The organism is Marisediminitalea alba, from assembly GCF_002993365.1.
Taxonomy (GTDB): domain Bacteria; phylum Pseudomonadota; class Gammaproteobacteria; order Enterobacterales; family Alteromonadaceae; genus Alteromonas; species Alteromonas alba.
Genome location: NZ_PVNP01000206.1, coordinates 1 through 16,812, shown reverse-complemented (window position 1 = coordinate 16,812; position 16,812 = coordinate 1). Strand labels below are relative to the sequence as shown.

Here is a 16,812-nt window from a genome sequence, read left to right as displayed (position 1 = left end):
TCGATTTTTTTAGGGTCTGCTGTTGGTAATTGGCGGCGAAGTGCATAGAATTAGCGCCTTATCAGAACAGACATCGGCGCCCCTACCAGCCGAATAATCCTTAGAAGCACCGAGAATAATAATTTGCTGTCGAAAACTACACAACTTGCTCAGCAGCATGGCCAACGAAACACCCGGGCTCCCAGACAACCAGTCAACCGCCAACGGCGCATGAATGGTGCCTTGGTCTGGCTTGCTGTAGCAGGTTTAAACAGTCTTGCCTGGCAGGCAAATGCCCGGACCGCTATTGATAACAATGCGCTGTGTATGGCCATACCGGCCCCCTTTGACAGCTCTCAACTGCTCCAAAAAAAACAGGTGCAGGTCACTGCTGACGCCGCAGAAATCCGCGAAAACCAGTTTGCCCTGTTTGAAGGTGATGTGGATATCGTGACCGACAGTGCCATTATTCACGCCAACACAGCCGAGGTGACCGACAATGGCCGCGCGCTATCGGCCAGTGGCAACGTAAGTTACCGCAGTCCCGCGCTGACAGTCAGCAGTGACTTACTGTCGGTTGATTCGGTTGAGCAAACCTTAAAGCTGGAAAATACGCAGTATCAGCTTACCGGTTTTGTTGGCCATGGTGCCGCCGGCGAGATTGATATAGGCACCCAGCAAGGTATCGCTCTGCATAATGTCAGCTTTACCACCTGTCCGCTGGACCAACAAGACTGGCGGCTTGAAGCCTCTAAAATCAGTATTGAACCGGGTGACACCCTCGGTGAGGCGCGCCATACCCGTTTTTATCTGGGCGATGTGCCGGTGCTGTATTTGCCCTATTTCGCGTTTCCGGTGAGTAACCAACGCCAAACCGGCTTACTGTTTCCGATCATCAGCAGTTCCAGCGCTACCGGCGTTGATTATGAGCAGCCGTTTTACTGGAATATTGCGCCGAATTACGACATGACCATCTCGCCACGGCTGATGACCAACCGTGGTTTACAGTTAAAAACAGAATTTCGCTATCTGACCCGCGCATCCGGTGGTCAGATGCATCTTGAATATCTTAACAATGATACAAAGCTTGCCAGCGACGACAGCCGCTACTTCTATCGCCTGCAGCATCACGGCATGTTGTCGGATAACTGGCAGCTTAATGTGGATTTCAACGGCATCAGCGACAACAACTATGTGGTTGACCTGGGCTCGGACTTCTTCAATCGCTCCGATACCACTATCAACCGCACCATTGGCATGGATTATTACAGTCAGTCGCTGGATATGAGCCTGTACTTACGTGATTTTGAAACCCTGGGCGATTTTGATGCCATTTACCGCGCCCTGCCGGAAGCGAAACTGCAGTGGCGTAACAGCCTCGGTGAGTTACTGACCTTTAAGGTGGATTCTGAGCTGGCGTATTTTGATAATGCCCAGGAGACCAGGCCAGATGCCCTGCGCTGGCACCTGGCACCCACCGTTGCGCTCCCCTATCAGCGTTACTGGGGTGAGGTAACGGCTGAACTAACGGCCATGAATACCTATTACAAACAAACCAACATAGCCAACACCGAACTGGACGAAGAGGTTAACCGTACTCTCTATCAGGGCCGACTGTTCAGCACCCTGTACCTGGAAAAGAATGACCAGCTGTTTGGCAATGATGTAACCATTACTTTTGAGCCCAAAGTTCAGTATCTGTATACCTCATTTAAAGACCAGAGCAATATCGGTTTATACGACACCACCGCGCTGTTAACCGATGTGAACGGGCTGTTCCGCGGCCAGGAATTTACCGGTCTTGACCGTATCAGTGATAATGACCAGATCACGGTAGGAGCAACGTCTCGAATAATTGATGACAACAACCGGGAACAATTTGTTATCAGCCTGGGTCAGATATTCTACCTGTCGGACTCACAGGTCACCACGGCAGTGGACGATCGCAACCGCTCGGCGCTGGCCGGCGAACTGGACTGGCGTTTTGATGACAGCTGGTTTGTTCATTCGGCGGTACAAATTGCCACCGACAATGACAAGGTTGAACGCAGCAGTATGGCACTGGAATATCGTCTCGACGCCACACGGCTGGTGCAACTGAGTCACCGGTTTGTGCGCGATCTGTCGGGGGAAACCATCGATCAGTTTGGCGTATCGGCGAGCTGGCCGATTGGCGAGAACTGGCAGGTAGTCGGGCGTTCTTATCGCGATTTAGAGCGAGACAGAAGCATCGAAAACTATTTTGGGTTACAGTATGAGTCCTGCTGCTGGGCATTACGGATTGTTGCCCAGCGAAGTCTGAGTAACCGTTACGATGTAGCGGGCCAGCAAAATACCAATGAGTTTGACTCAAGTATTGCTCTGCAATTTATTTTTAAAGGGATCGGTTCATCCCGGTCGAATCGGGCTATGCTCGAGGACGGCATGTTCGGCTATCGACAGCCTTACGTGTTAAATTAAATGCGCCGGTATCCCTTAAGGGAACACGGCAGTATTAACAACAAGCAAGAGAGTTTATGAAGTATTTTATTCGGGGTTTGTTTTTAAGTCTGGTAATGAGCTTACCCGTCATGGCCCAAACCGAGCTGCTCGACAAAGTGGCGGTAATTGTTGATCAGGGTGTGGTACTGGAAAGTGAAGTAAGGGCACTGGTTAATGAAGTAAAAGCAGACGCGGCAGCCAAAGATCAGCGCCTGCCGTCTGACGAAGCCCTGCGCACTCAGGCCATTGAGCGCCTGATCCTGAAAAACCTGCAACTGCAAATGGCAGAGCGTATGGGGATCCGGGTAAGTGATCCACAGCTCGACCAGACCATTGCCAACATCGCCGCCGGTGAAGGCGCAACGGTTGAGCAACTGCGTGATGAAATTACCCGCCAGGGCATTGCTTATAATGACTACCGCGAACAGGTTCGCGAAGAAATCATTATGGGTGAAGTACGTCGCGCTAACGTGCGTCGTCGAATCTATATTACTTCGCAGGAAATCGCTAACCTGGTGGACCTGATGGAACAACAGGGTTCTGCGCAGGCTGAGTATGAACTCGGTCACATTCTGATTGGCTTTCCGCCGGAGACCACCGATGCCGACGTAGCCGATGCCCGCGAACGAGCCGATAAAGTCCTAAACCTGCTGGATGAAGGCTCTGAGTTTTCTCGTCTTGCTATTGCCGCCTCTTCAGGCTCTGAAGCCCTGGACGGTGGTAACATGGGCTGGATGAACATTAACGCCATGCCTACTCTGTTTGCCGAAGCAGTGCAGGGTAAACGTAAAGGTGAAGTAATCGGCCCAATTCGTAGTGGCGCAGGTTTCCACATTCTGAAAATTCTTGATACCCGTGGTATTGAGGTTGTGGAAGTAGAAGAAGTTAACGCCCGACATATTCTGATCCAGCCGTCCATTATTCTGAGTGAAGAGCGTGCCCGCAGCATGCTGGTCGAATTTAAAGAACAGGTTCAGGCTGGCGACGCCGACTTTGCCGAACTGGCCAAAGAGCATTCAGCGGACCCGGGTTCAGCCCTGCGTGGCGGTGAGTTGGGTTGGTCAGATCCGAGCATCTATGTGCCCGAGTTCAAAGAAGCACTGGCTAATTTGGAGCCCGGAGAGTACAGTGAACCTGTACGTACGCAACACGGTTGGCATTTAATTCAGTTGCTCGACCGTCGTATCGACGATGCCACAGAACAACGCAAGGAAGATAAAGCCCACCAGCTGCTGTTTAACCGTAAATTTGCAGAAGAGAGTGAGAACTGGTTACGTGAAATGCGTGACTCGGCTTATATCGAAGTCCTTAGTGATTAAAATTAAGGTCTGACTATGACACCGCTTAAAATTGCCATTACGCCAGGCGAACCCGCTGGCGTTGGCCCCGATCTGGTTATCGAACTGGCGCAACAGGAATGGCCCGCACAGCTGGTTATTTTTGCCGACGAAACCATGATGCAGGAACGCGCTGCGGCATTAAATATGCCGCTCAAGCTAACGCCATACACCCACGGTGAAACACGCATTCAGGCACCAGGTGAACTGTTTATTCAGGCGATTCCGACTGCCGTACCGGTTGAGCCCGGAGTATTAAGCAGCGATAACGGCCACTACGTGGTGGAAACCCTGCGTCAGGCCTGCCAGGCCAACATTGAGGGCGACTTCGACGCCGTAGTTACCGGGCCGGTAAACAAGGGTATCATTAATAAAGCGGGAATTTCCTTTAGCGGCCATACTGAGTATTTTGCCCATCAGTCTAATACCATTGATGTGGTGATGCTGCTGGCAACCGAAGGTTTAAATGTCGCTCTGGCCACTACCCACATTCCGCTGGAATATGTTTCCCGAGCGATTACCCGCGAGCGCCTGCACAAGGTCATTCATATCATTCATACCGATCTGAAGCTCAAATTTAATATCACCAAACCGCATATCTATGTGTGCGGCCTGAATCCGCATGCTGGTGAAGACGGCCACATTGGCCGCGAAGAAATCGAAACCATTAGCCCTGCACTGGACGAACTGCGCGCTGAAGGTATTCACCTCACCGGGCCCTTGCCTGCTGATACCATTTTCCAGCCAAAATACCTGGAAGATGCCGATGTGGTGCTGGCCATGTATCACGACCAGGGACTTCCCGTGCTAAAATATAAAGGCTTTGGTGCGGCGGTGAATATTACTTTGGGTCTTCCGTTTATTCGCACCTCAGTAGATCATGGTACGGCGCTGGATCTGGCAGCAAAAGGCCAGGCCGACAGCGGCAGTTTTACCAAAGCATTGAATAAAGCAATTGAACTGGCTCATCATCAACAATGAATAAAACCCATTTAGGCCACACCGCGCGTAAGCGGTTTGGCCAGAATTTTTTAAACGACACCTTTGTGATTGAGCAAATTGTCGATGCTATTAATCCGCAGGACGGCGAGAATCTTGTAGAGATCGGCCCTGGTCTGGGCGCTCTTACCGATCCGGTTTGTGAGCGGGTTAATGCACTGACGGTTATCGAACTGGACCGGGATCTGGCCAAACGCCTGCGTCATCACCCTTTCCATGGCAGCAAACTCACCATTGTCGAACAGGATGCTCTGACCGTAGACTTTAACGACCTGGCCAAACCGGATGCGCCCTTGCGAGTATTTGGTAATCTGCCTTACAACATTTCCACGCCCATCATGTTTCACCTTTTTTCCCACGCCGGGATTATTGGCGACATGCATTTTATGCTGCAAAAGGAAGTGGTTAACCGTTTGGCTGCCAGCCCGGGTAATAAAAATTACGGCCGTTTGTCGGTAATGGCGCAGTATTACTGTAAGGTTCAGCCGGTACTCAATGTGCCGCCAGGTGCCTTTGTGCCGCCGCCGAAGGTGGAGTCGGCCGTGGTCCGTCTTACTCCCCATCAAACTCCGGTGGTAACGGTTAGTGATGTAAAAATGCTTGAACGTGTTTGCACGATGGCGTTTAATCAACGCAGAAAGACCATACGTAATAGTCTTAAAGACTGTATTGACGAAGCACAGTTAGAAGCGCTTGGCCTTGATCCAACCCGACGGGCTGAGACACTGTCGCTCGATGATTTTGCAACCATTGCGAATTGGGTGAGTGAACATGACAGCACCGAAGACCGAACATAATCCGGCCGACCTGGTAACCGTAAGAGTTGTAACGCGGCATTTACCAGAACATTTACCCTCAGACAGCGATAAATATGCCTTTGCGTATCAGATTACTGTGATCAATCACAATAGCTTTGCGGTGAAACTGACTCACCGTTACTGGCTGGTAACGGATGCAAACGGCAAACAAACCGAGGTCAGCGGTGAAGGTGTGGTAGGTAAACAACCCACCATTGAACCCGGTGACAGCTTTCAATATACCAGTGGCTCCGTAATTGATACGGAAGTAGGCACTATGCAGGGATATTACGACATGAAAACCGCCGACGGCGATGTTTTCAGAGTCCCAATAGAACCATTCCGCCTCGCACTACCCAATATCATCAACTAACTTATAGTAATGGCAACCTATGTAATTGGCGACATTCAGGGGTGTTACGCCGGGCTTCGCCGTTTGCTCGACAGCGTTAGCTTTGAGCCCGGCCGCGACAGCCTGTATGCCGTGGGCGATCTGATTGCCCGTGGCGAGGACTCATTGAATACACTGCGTTATCTGCGTTCATTAGGTAGCAGTTTTTATAGCGTGCTGGGTAATCACGACCTGCATTTCTTATCGGTGTCGCAAGGAATAAAAAAAGCCAAGCGCAGTGATAACCTCGAGCCTCTGTTGAAAGCGCCGGATATTGAAGAGCTCACCGCCTGGCTAAGGCAATGGCCGCTGGCAATGGCGCTTGATGAAAGACACACCTTGGTGCACGCCGGTTTATATCCGGGCTGGTCGACAGCTCAGCTACTGACATACAGTCAGGAAATCGCCCAACAACTCAAAAGCGTGAAGTGGTGCCAACTGCTCGAAAATATGTACGGTGACGGCCCGCCAAAGTGGCATAACAAACTCAGCGGTAAACAGAGGCAACGATTTATCATCAATGCCACCACCCGAATGCGCTTTGTACGCCCCTCACTGGCACTTAACTTATCGGTAAAATCAGCACCGAAGGACGCCCCCTCTTCTCTGCGCCCCTGGTTTGACATTCCCAATCCGCAACTAAACATCGATGAGCGCATTTTGTTCGGCCACTGGGCGGCACTGCAAGGCTTCACTTCTTCTGACCAGTTTGTAGCGCTAGATACGGGTTACGTCTGGGGCAACGCCATGACCCTCTGGCACAAAGAAACCAACGAATGCATTTCGGTATCTGCCTAACCACATTTCAGCGACTATAGTAATAGGCAACCCGTAATAAAATCACTTAACTATTGGTTGAATTGTCCGATAAGGAAGCGAGGGTTGTTACGAAAATCCGCTCAAAAGGTTCTAATACTTTTGTATCAGTTTTAAAAGATTGGTATAACTAATCGTGCGGAGGAAAAAGCACCTCTGCAACAGATTATCCGGTTTTATTGCGTGCTTTGAGGGGATACAACGCTGCAATATCAAAGAAATCGGTTAACACCAGACTCCGAACAGGCACAGTTCATATTTGTTTGGAACACCAAAACTATAATATTGCTCTGGGAGCTACAATGAATTTAACGGTAAAAGCACGGGTCATTCTCGGCTTCTTCACGATAAGTGTGCTGCTGCTAATTATCAGCGGAGTGTCTCTGGTTAATCTTCGTTCACTGCAACATGATGTGGGTGAAGTTAATACCGTGGCAGTCCCCACAGTTATCGGCAGCAATACACTTAAAGCTTCATTTTTAAACATGGGCCGTCTGGTTTTCGAAGCTTATGTGTCTGATGAACTGTCAACAGTCAAAGAAAAACAAACACAATTCGAAGAAGCCAGTCAAAATTTTACCAACGCTTACAGTGCACTGGCATCAACGGTAAAAAACGATCCAAAACTTAGCGCCGCTTTGCAAAACGTAAATGGTATCTCGCAAGAGTACCTGGCTACAGTAAACGGTTTATATGCCAGCCACAACAGCTATTTATCCCGTCGCAACGATGTCGAAGATCGCTTAATGGACGTCGAGGATAATGCCGACGACGCCTCTACTTACCTGCTCGATTTTAGCGACTTACGTGAAGTACAAAGCAATGCTAATCTGCGCCGCGCCTCAGAACTCGGTGGCGAATTGGAAACCCGTCTGCTGACGCTTATCACAGTGACGTCTGACTACATTAAAACCCAGACACTGGTGCGTGCCGACACCCTGAGTAACGAAGTGAAATTTGCCGTGGATGCCATTCGTGAACAGCTCGACGCCATGCTTAGCGCTGCCAATGGCCAGGATTCGTCTGGCACGCTGGAAGAAGTTGAGTCGCTGGTTAATGATGCTATCGATGCGGTAACCGGCAGCGATGGCGTGGTGCAATTGCATGTATCGCGTTTAGAACTGCGCAACCAGACCGAACAAGCCCTTGGTAAGTCTGAAGAAATGGCGGCCAACGCGGTAAGCGAGCTTGAGCAGCTACTTAACCTGACCAATGCTAAAGTGAAAACTCTCGAAGAACAGGTTACCAGTAACGTTAGTTTTGGTACCACACTGGTAGTGGTTATTGTTCTGGCATCACTGATTATTGCCTTCTTTACCGGCTATAAAACCGTTAATGCCATTACCATTCCGCTTAAAAAGGTCAACGACTTACTTAACATCGCCTCGTCCGGCGATCTGACCCATAACCTGGATGACTCCAGCAAAGATGAATTTGGTCAGCTGGCGAAAAACTGTAATAAGCTAATCCTCAGCCTTAAAGAGCTTATCCGCGGTATTAACGTGCGCGCCGAGCAGCTCGCCGCGGCTTCAGAGCAAACCTCAGCCGTTACCACGCAAACCACCAAGTCCATTCAGGATCAAAAAGCGCAAATTGCTTTGGTAGCCACGGCAACCACAGAAATGCATTCCACTTCACAAATGGTCTCGCAAAATGCTGAAGATACGCTGCTTGAGATTCGTAATGCCGACCAGGAATCGAACAAGGTTCGTGATATTTCATTGGAGAACAAGGCCACCATTGAAGTACTGGCCCGCGATGTAGAAGATGCCGCTCAGGTTATTCACAAACTTCATCAGGACAGTGCCAGCATCGGTAGCATCCTCGATGTTATCCGTGGCATTGCCGACCAAACCAACCTGTTGGCACTGAACGCCGCTATTGAGGCAGCACGCGCCGGTGAACAAGGTCGCGGCTTTGCGGTGGTAGCCGACGAAGTTCGCACCCTGGCCAGCCGCACACAGGAATCGACACAGGAAATCAACGCCATGATCGAAGTCCTGCAGGAAGGCGCAGAGAAAGCCGTATCAGTGATGGATCAGGGCAAACAGCAAACTGCTAAATGTGTTGAACAAACCGAACTGGCCACCCAGGCTCTCGACATTATTTCTGAGGCCGTTAAACGGGCTCACGATGTGAGCAGCCAGATTGAGCAATCAGCTCGTGAGCAAAACCTGGTATCACAGGATATCTCTGAAAAGCTGGAAACAATTGTTGGCATCGCAGAAGAAACCACCGTGGGTGCACAACAAACGTCAGAATCGAGCGAAGAAGTTGCCCGCCTGGCCGAAGAACTACAAAGCTCAATCAGACAGTTTAAGGTGTAAAAACACCTTAGTGTTTTTACATCCCGGAAATGCCAAAGGCGTTATCCGGGATCTCCAGAATTATTCGGCTAACCTAACCGCTCTCGCGTTTTTATACCCCGGAAGCTTCGCAGAAGCTATCCGGGGTCCCAATGTCTTCCCGGAATTTTCGCAGAAAATATCCGGGATCTTCTTCCATTGCCTCTATTCCGTACCAAACACCTCAGCAATACTCCCGGCGATATCGTGACCGCCTTTATTACTGTCCCACGTTACCGAGACCACGCACCAGCGCCGGCCGTCGTTGACCAGCTGAAAAGTATTAATTCCTCTTGAGTACACCGGTTTATCAGGCGTTTCCCGGGATTCGTAGGCACTGATAACCGTTGCCATATGTCCTACCTGAATAGTTTGATTATGAGTCTCGGTTTCATAAAATCCCACATCCTGAAACAGTAGTTTATTGAGATCCACAAACTCACTAGCGGTCAGTACTGAAATATCCGGCATTCCATCGCGATGAAACAACGGTGTGATGGTAGCTGTGGGTGCAAACAGATCGTGGAGCAGCGGCCAGTTACGTTCCTCATCTGGCGCACCAGACACTACTTCATATAAAGCCGGTACAATGTTTCGCAAGGTTTCAGCTTCACTTCGATACGGGCCACAAAAATGCGGTTCTTCCAACACCACCGAGGCCTGTGCTTGGTGCGGAGTAAACAGTTTCAGAGTCATCACTAACAGGGCCAGAGTAATGATCAGCTTTGGCGTGCCGAAACAAGGTTTAAAACTAAATAGCATTGTGTAATTTTCCGAGGCTAATTGATGTTAGCCAGCTTACAACCTGACCCAGCAGCATGTTGCACCGGACGTCCAAAACTCTTAACCAATCGTATAATTTACACAAAGTGCGTCTCCATTGAACGTTATTCACAGTGTGCTTATCTTATTAAGCTCGTTTTTCACCCGATAAATAGCTACCGTTACGCCGCTAATCAGTGCAGTGGCGGGCACGCAAAATATACTAACAATGCGGTCCGTCAACACACATAATCTGCCACAAAGAGCAGAACTGGTTATTGGCTGCGCAGACCAAAATAACTCGGCTCAGCTCGCCCACTGATTAAGTACCTATTGCCTGAAAACGACCGTTATTTTTATTGTTGTTCTTCTTTGAAGGGAAATTAATGTCTAGTGATACCCGAAAAGGCCTTAGGGGCCTTAAGGCAGTCGGTACACCGTTTAAACTATCGTTACTCTCTGTCATTCTGACTGCGTTGTCGGTTACCGGCACCACGTCTGCGCAAACCACAGCTACGCCCGTAGCAAGACCCTCTGATGATGCGACCAATCAAAGCGCCAGGGAACGCGATCGAATCCTGCTCAAGCGTAATCCCATTGCTTCTGAATATCAGGGTAACGAGACTCCCGGGCGCTTCTTCAGTGCGGTGACCGATGCGGAAGGCGTGGACTTTCGTGGTCAGTTTCGTTTATCAAAAGGCAGGGCCGCAGCCCATAATGCAGAAATTGAGGCCAACCTTAGTTATCAGGACGTGGCCCGGCAATATACGCCTGGCGGCAGCATTAAGCTGGCCAAAAGTTTCGATCGCTGGCGCTTACAGTTTAACGCCCAACGAAACAGTCTGGAGCGAATAGTCGATTTTTATGAGGCCCGCTGGCTATCTATAGATGCACCTGAGGCACCGGAACAACAGGCTTTATTACTGGGTTTCCCCCGCTACAGCCAGGACCAGTTTGATACCACCAGCACCAATATGCAGTGGCGCGCTGACTACGTGCTTTCACAGCATACCTATTTTACCTATGAAGGCATGTCGACCAACTACGATGATATCGCCACCCGTAACCGACTGGAATACCAAATTGGCGCCGGCACCATTGATAGCGCCGAACTCGGTGATGACGACTCCACCTTAAGCGATGTCAGCGTGTCCGACTCGCGTATTCGCCGTTACTTTCACAGAATGGAAACCGCCAGGGATATTCATCGTCATCGCCTGGGCGTTAATTACGAAACCGATACCAGCGCGTTTGAAGCTGGCATCTACTATAGCCGCTGGGTCAACGAGCGACTCTGGCTGCCCTGGAATTTTGTTGATCAGGGACTGACCGCTAACTATTCTATTGATAGCCCTTATCTGCCAGCTACCACCGTAACCAATGCCGACGTATTTGATACCAGTCAGTCCTGGTTTGCTAACTACCGGCCGACACTGACTACCACAACAGATACCGACTATGCTCTGGTTACCGACTGGAGCCAGCAGTTTAAGTTTGCCGGACGACCAGTGTGGGTTGGCAGTGGCATCACCTGGCGCAATAAAGAGCGCGATAACGACAATTACCGCTCAGTTTATACCGCTACTGACAACCGGTTTAGCCTCACTCAGGTGCTGGGGAGTAATCAGGCGGTAGCGATTATGGAAGACCGAACCACAATACCTGCCGGTATGGACTTGTTATTGGGTGAAACCTATCTCGCCGCTAATCACGAACAATTTAACTTTAACCCGGCCCAATCCTTTTTAGAGTCTATTCAGGATATCTATACCAGCGAGGAAACAGTAAGTTCAGCCTATATCGATGCTTACCAGCAACGGGCATCCTGGTTCTGGCGTTTTGGTCTGCGTTACGAGAAAACCAAAACCAGCACTCGTGGTGCAGTGAGCGGGCCCACAGAAGCCGGGATTGCTAATCTTGGTGATCAGATCACCAGCGTCGACGTGGCCGGCCTCACTATCGAAGAGACCTTCAGCCACTTTGATGCGGCATTTGTAGAAGGCGGTAACAGCTATCAGCATTTGCTACCCTCACTGGAGTTGCGCTACCAGTTATCCGCTTCCACCCGTTTCAAATTTAATTATTTTGAGCAGTTAATGCGCCCGCAGTATTTTGATACGGTACGTTACCGCCGCATTAATCCCCCCACCCGCACCATTACGGAAGGCTCACCGGATCTTGAGGCCACCACCATTATTAACTGGTTTGCCGGACTCGAATATACTCACACCCACGTAGGTAAACTCTATGCCGGGGTGTACTACAACAATATCGCAGACTTCTTTTATGACTCCAGGGTTACAGAAGAACTCGACGGCATTGTGTACGATGTTACCCGGGTGGAAAATGGCAAGGACGGCTTTATCCGCGGTGTGCAAACCTACTGGTCACAGCAGTTTACCGATACCGGGCTGACTCTGATTGATATCACAGCCTCTTACACCTACTCAGATACTGAAGCCAATCTGGCTGACCGCTCCATTGCCATGCCTGAGCGGGCTGAGCACCGCCTGATGCTCAACCTGCTGGTAAAGAATAACCAGTGGCAATATACCACTAACCTGGCCTGGCAGAGTGAAGCGCTGGATGATGTAGGCGCCGATGCCCAACAGGACACTATCAGAGAGAAAGTCCTTTCGTGGAACCAGTCTTTCAGCTGGCGCTTCAGTGAGCACCTGAGCACAAAATTCAGCCTGAATAATATTCTTAATTACCCGGACCGTTCTTATCTCAGCGAGCAAAAGCGGGTGGTTAATAACCTTTATAGCGGTACCACAGCCAAATTGAGCTTACGCTATACATTTTAGGACGTTGCCAGGTTATCCGACAGACGGCGGGATCACCAGCGAACTTTCTGACGCTGTTGCTTACGCTGGCTGTTGGTCTGCTTGGCATCTTTGCGGCGAGCCTTCACGGCTCTGCTTACCCGGGTAGGACGGCGCTTTTTCTGTACTTTGGTGTTTTCCTTAATCCATTCCACTAAACGGGCAATGGCATCCTCGCGATTCTGCTCCTGGGTTCTGAATTGTTGCGCCTTAATAATCATTACGCCGTCGGAATTTACCCGGCTGTCGTTACAGTTGAGCAGCTTATGCTTAATAGGATCGGGTAAGGACGAATTGTGGATATCAAAGCGTAAATGAATAGCACTGCTAACCTTATTTACGTTCTGCCCGCCACTGCCCTGAGCACGAATGGCCTGCAGCTCTATTTCGCTTTCGGCAACAGCCAGTGTCGACGAGATCTCAATTATATTGCTCATATATCCATCAACTGTGATAAATCCATACCCAATAGTACCGCGAACGCATTATTTTTTATACCTTATGGCTTTTTAGCTACCCCGCATAAAAATATCAGTGTTACGATAGAAAGCGGTTAAGAAGTCTCCAAAGAGGTCAGCTCCAGGTGTTTCGCTGCTATACCCTTGTTCTCGGTTTGATGTGTGTAAGTTCACTGTTTATAGCTACTGCGTGTCAGTCTAAACAGCTTACCGTGATCTATACAGCTGAACTGCCTCTGATCATTAATCCGCCGCATGGCAGTTACGCCAATCTGGCTACTCTGGTTAAGCAAACCAGAAACACTCGACAGCCCAGTCTGTTCTTATTTGGCGGTGGTAGCCTGGCCCCCAGTATGCTTTCATCCTTCGACCGCGGTGCGCATATTATCGATATCCTCAACACCATCGAACCGGATGCCATGGGCGTCGCTAAGCGGGAGTTTAGTTACTTTGAGGATGAGCTGACGCTTCGCGCCTATGAGGCGGCTTTCCCGGTAGTGTTAAGCAATGTAACCGATCCAATCACCCGGCGGGAGCTGGAAGGTACCTGGCAGGATATCGTTCTTGAAAGAGGGGGTGTCAGGGTTGGCATTCTTACGGTGATAGCCAGCGCCTCCTCAGAAGAGTACTTAATGCACCGGCTGCAGATTAACTCTCCCTACGACACCATAATCAGCCGTGCCAACGCGCTGCGTGAACGCGGCGCAGAATTAGTAGTGCTAATGATTTCAGACGAATTGCCTTTTATTAATAAGCTACTAGGCCAATCGCAAGTCGATCTGGTGCTGCGCAGCGATCCCTACTATGTTGAGCCGGTGGCGCCTGATGAAAAGCCACGGGCAAACTATGTCATCGTTACCAGTGAAGCCGCCGCAGCGAAAGTGAACATTGAATGGCCACAAGGCAATCCTGGCGAGGCTCAGTATGAAGTGATACAACTCCCTCTCAGCGACTACCCGAAAGATCCGGTGATTGCCGAACAGGTGGCCACCTACGATAACCGAATTACCGCGCTGCTTAGTGAACAGGTGGCCCGCCTCTCAACCGAAATGGACACTTCGCGAGAAGCTGTGCGTACCCGTGAGAATGGCTTTGGAAACCTGGTGAGCGATGCCTTAAAGGAAGCCAGCCATACCGACGTGGCAATCATCAACGGTGGTGCTATCCGTGGCGAGCGCAGCTATCGTGAAGGGCACCTGTTAACCCGTAAGGATATTACCAGCGAACTGCCGTTTCGAAATCATATCCGGGTGCTGAGGATCACCGGGGCTGATTTAAAGTCAGCACTGGAAAACGGCGTGAGCAGGGTTGAAGACGCTTCAGGCCGTTTCCCACATGTCTCTGGTATGCAGTTTAAAGTGCAGCTTTCTTCGGCGCCTGGCAATCGTGTGAAAGAGCTCACTATTAATGGCTCGCCTATGGAATCCGGCCGTATCTATTCGCTTGCCACTTCCGATTATCTGGCAAATGGCGGTGACGGTTACGACAGTCTCAAACGCGGAACAGAAGTCCCCTTTAGTCAGCAGGTTACCCCACTGATTGCCGACATCGTGATCAGTGTTTTACGACGTCAGTCAACGCTTTCGGCCACCGCAACCGGCAGAGTCAGCTTCGTTAATGGCAGAGACAGCTGATATGACCAGTCAGCAGGGACGGCCGGCCGTCAGCAAACGCCTTAGGCTCAGGAGATTGTACTCGCTATCAGGGATCATTAATTTGAGTCTGGTTACGCTGATTATCGCGGTTATGATCCTGGCTTATACTACCTATTCGAAACTGTCCTCGTTCGAACAGTCTTTAAATTCAATGATGGATAAATCGCTGCCCGGTGTTATTCAATCGGGCAAACTGTATTCGCAGATGAACCTGTTACTGAGCGGCACAGAACAATTATCCATGGCCAATTCAGAGGCCATGCGTAGAATTGCTAAAAATGCCATCACCCTACAATTGGACGGCTTACACAAACTATCGCAGGAGCATGAGCAAACCCACCATATTACGTCTCAGCTGAGTTCGGTTGAACGGGAACTGGATGAACTCAATGCGTTAGTAGAAAAGCGAATTGCCATCAATAACAAAATCGATCGGTTAACGGCAAAACTTTTCGCTCTGCAACGCCAGATCGATACGGACCTGATTGCCAGCAACCCAACAACTGCCAGCACGTCCTGGTCTTTATTGTTTTCCCGTATCATGCTGCTCTCTGCTGAACTCACCAGCCTCGACCAGTTAAGCGAGATACGGCTACGTCAGAGCAATCTGGATCACTTGTTTATCTCCCTGTCTGAACTTGCCGATACGCTGCCGGCAGACCAACAACAAAGTGCACAACTGGCCATCGCGGCATTATCTGAAACCGTGTTACATCCTAATTCTGGCTTGATTGCGCAGCGTCAGTTGCAATTAAAGATCCTTGGCCGGGTGCAGGGCAGAAGTAACTTTGTACGTAACCTGATTGCCGATTACGCCCGCTTAAATGAGTTTGAATCTCATCAGCTAAACCAGGCTGTACTAGGCCAGGCGGCGAAAACTTCCCGACTGGTTGAGCAACAGGTAAAGCAGGCCAGCCTGCTGTTTATTATTGTACTGTTTGCTTACATTGGATTTGCCGTATTTATCCAGCGGGTAGTAGTGAATCGCTTAAAGACCCTTAACAAGCAGGTACAACAACGCTCCACCGGGGAGGGACACCTCATCACCGTGAGCGGCAAAGACGAAATTACAGAACTGGCCCAGAGCTTTGAACGGTTTGCCACTACTATCGAATTACAAAAGAATACCCTGGAAGAAATGAGTCTGCGCGATGCGCTCACTGGTATCGCTAACCGCCGTGCCTTCGACGACTACTACTCCCAGGCGCTCAATGTGGCTAGCCGACAACGCTGGCCGCTAACCGTATTACTGATTGATGTGGATTATTTTAAACAATACAACGATAACTATGGTCACAGTCAGGGCGACGTGTGTTTAAAGCAGGTGGCCTCGCTGATCAAGCAACAGATGCCCCGTAAAACCGATATTTTAGCCCGCTACGGTGGTGAAGAATTTGCCGTACTGTTACCCGATACCAACGAACAAGGGGCGATAACGGTAGCCCGGAATATTCTGGATGCGTTTAAAAATGCGCAAATTCCTCACGACTTTAGCGGCGTTGCCGACCACGTTACCGTAAGCATTGGTATTTCTGTTGGCCAGCAACAGGATGGCAGGATCACCCTCCCCTCAGTGGAAGCCGCCGATAAAGCCCTTTATAAGGCTAAGCGAACTGGCCGCAATCGCTGGGTGAATGATGCAGATGAAGACGAGCAATAAAGGGGTCAGAGTTAATTAAATAAAGGGGTCAGAGTTAATTAATTTGTTAGGAATTAATTAACTCTGACCCTGAGGGATCCCCACGAATTTAATTTCATGTGCCTGCGGCCCAGGCAGCGTCAACTATGGAGCTGTACCATTTGAGTGCAGCTTTCCACTGTCGCATAGTGAATCTTATTCGGCAAGCAATAGCTCTCAGACCGAGATAGTGGAATGACAGCACGCTTCTGGTGTCGGTATTAGCTTGGAAGCGCCGATGTTTATTCGAAGAGACGACTACCATACCCAATAAGATAGCAACCAGTGA

The 16,812-nt window shown here is 49.9% G+C and carries 12 protein-coding genes; 10 read left to right on the top strand and 2 right to left on the bottom strand.

Annotation, left to right across the window (positions count from 1 at the left end; translation table 11 throughout):
* Window positions 1-123 precede the first annotated feature (123 nt).
* The 7 genes from C6Y40_RS21920 to C6Y40_RS21890 all read left to right on the top strand — a co-directional run bounded on the left by C6Y40_RS21920 (window position 124) and on the right by C6Y40_RS21890 (window position 9,127).
* Complete coding sequence (locus C6Y40_RS21920; protein WP_240622052.1) at window positions 124-2,439, top strand: LPS-assembly protein LptD; 2,316 nt, start codon at window positions 124-126, stop codon at window positions 2,437-2,439.
* 56 nt (window positions 2,440-2,495) lie between these two features.
* Complete coding sequence (surA, locus tag C6Y40_RS21915) at window positions 2,496-3,779, top strand: peptidylprolyl isomerase SurA (RefSeq protein ID WP_105936528.1); 1,284 nt, start codon at window positions 2,496-2,498, stop codon at window positions 3,777-3,779.
* Window positions 3,780-3,794: 15 nt separating this feature from the next.
* Complete coding sequence (pdxA, locus tag C6Y40_RS21910; RefSeq protein ID WP_105936527.1) at window positions 3,795-4,778, top strand: 4-hydroxythreonine-4-phosphate dehydrogenase PdxA; 984 nt, start codon at window positions 3,795-3,797, stop codon at window positions 4,776-4,778.
* Window positions 4,775-5,593 (top strand): 16S rRNA (adenine(1518)-N(6)/adenine(1519)-N(6))-dimethyltransferase RsmA, encoded by an 819-nt coding sequence (gene rsmA, locus C6Y40_RS21905; protein WP_105936526.1) that lies wholly within the window; start codon window positions 4,775-4,777, stop codon window positions 5,591-5,593. Before pdxA ends, rsmA begins: the two co-directional genes overlap by 4 nt.
* A complete protein-coding gene (gene apaG, locus C6Y40_RS21900) occupies window positions 5,568-5,966 on the top strand; it encodes a Co2+/Mg2+ efflux protein ApaG (RefSeq protein WP_105936525.1) in 399 nt (132 codons plus the stop codon). Before rsmA ends, apaG begins: the two co-directional genes overlap by 26 nt.
* Window positions 5,967-5,975: 9 nt before the next feature.
* Window positions 5,976-6,782, top strand: coding sequence for a symmetrical bis(5'-nucleosyl)-tetraphosphatase (locus C6Y40_RS21895; RefSeq protein WP_105936524.1), 807 nt, complete (start codon window positions 5,976-5,978; stop codon window positions 6,780-6,782).
* 320 nt (window positions 6,783-7,102) lie between these two features.
* Window positions 7,103-9,127, top strand: coding sequence for a methyl-accepting chemotaxis protein (locus C6Y40_RS21890; protein WP_105936523.1), 2,025 nt, complete (start codon window positions 7,103-7,105; stop codon window positions 9,125-9,127).
* A 183-nt stretch (window positions 9,128-9,310) separates the two neighbouring features.
* On the opposite strand, the gene C6Y40_RS21885 is transcribed toward C6Y40_RS21890, so the two are convergent.
* Window positions 9,311-9,907, bottom strand: a complete 597-nt coding sequence (locus C6Y40_RS21885; RefSeq protein WP_105936522.1) for a hypothetical protein — start codon at window positions 9,905-9,907, stop codon at window positions 9,311-9,313.
* A gap of 386 nt (window positions 9,908-10,293) precedes the next feature.
* Here C6Y40_RS21885 and C6Y40_RS21880 point away from each other — a divergent pair, with 386 nt between their 5' ends.
* Window positions 10,294-12,714, top strand: coding sequence for a porin family protein (locus tag C6Y40_RS21880; protein WP_105936521.1), 2,421 nt, complete (start codon window positions 10,294-10,296; stop codon window positions 12,712-12,714).
* 32 nt (window positions 12,715-12,746) lie between these two features.
* On the opposite strand, the gene arfB is transcribed toward C6Y40_RS21880, so the two are convergent.
* A complete protein-coding gene (gene arfB, locus C6Y40_RS21875; protein WP_105936520.1) occupies window positions 12,747-13,169 on the bottom strand; it encodes an alternative ribosome rescue aminoacyl-tRNA hydrolase ArfB in 423 nt (140 codons plus the stop codon).
* A gap of 233 nt (window positions 13,170-13,402) precedes the next feature.
* On the opposite strand from arfB, the gene C6Y40_RS21870 reads away from it, so the two are divergent.
* Entirely contained in the window at window positions 13,403-14,824 is a 1,422-nt protein-coding gene (locus tag C6Y40_RS21870; RefSeq protein ID WP_170308558.1) for a bifunctional metallophosphatase/5'-nucleotidase, read from the top strand.
* Complete coding sequence (locus C6Y40_RS21865) at window positions 14,808-16,505, top strand: sensor domain-containing diguanylate cyclase (protein ID WP_105936518.1); 1,698 nt, start codon at window positions 14,808-14,810, stop codon at window positions 16,503-16,505. The genes C6Y40_RS21870 and C6Y40_RS21865 overlap by 17 nt, the downstream gene beginning before the upstream one ends.
* The last annotated feature ends 307 nt before the right edge of the window (window positions 16,506-16,812 follow it).

Excerpts from the sequence above, each read along its gene's own strand:
- arfB (WP_105936520.1), bottom strand. The coding sequence starts at position 13,169 with ATGAGCAATATAATTGAGATCTCGTCGACACTGGCTGTTGCCGAAAGC.
- pdxA (WP_105936527.1), top strand. The coding sequence starts at position 3,795 with ATGACACCGCTTAAAATTGCCATTACGCCAGGCGAACCCGCTGGCGTT.
- C6Y40_RS21865 (WP_105936518.1), top strand. The coding sequence starts at position 14,808 with ATGGCAGAGACAGCTGATATGACCAGTCAGCAGGGACGGCCGGCCGTC.
- C6Y40_RS21895 (WP_105936524.1), top strand. The coding sequence starts at position 5,976 with ATGGCAACCTATGTAATTGGCGACATTCAGGGGTGTTACGCCGGGCTT.
- C6Y40_RS21885 (WP_105936522.1), bottom strand. The coding sequence starts at position 9,907 with ATGCTATTTAGTTTTAAACCTTGTTTCGGCACGCCAAAGCTGATCATT.
- C6Y40_RS21890 (WP_105936523.1), top strand. The coding sequence starts at position 7,103 with ATGAATTTAACGGTAAAAGCACGGGTCATTCTCGGCTTCTTCACGATA.
- C6Y40_RS21880 (WP_105936521.1), top strand. The coding sequence starts at position 10,294 with ATGTCTAGTGATACCCGAAAAGGCCTTAGGGGCCTTAAGGCAGTCGGT.
- apaG (WP_105936525.1), top strand. The coding sequence starts at position 5,568 with ATGACAGCACCGAAGACCGAACATAATCCGGCCGACCTGGTAACCGTA.
- rsmA (WP_105936526.1), top strand. The coding sequence starts at position 4,775 with ATGAATAAAACCCATTTAGGCCACACCGCGCGTAAGCGGTTTGGCCAG.
- surA (WP_105936528.1), top strand. The coding sequence starts at position 2,496 with ATGAAGTATTTTATTCGGGGTTTGTTTTTAAGTCTGGTAATGAGCTTA.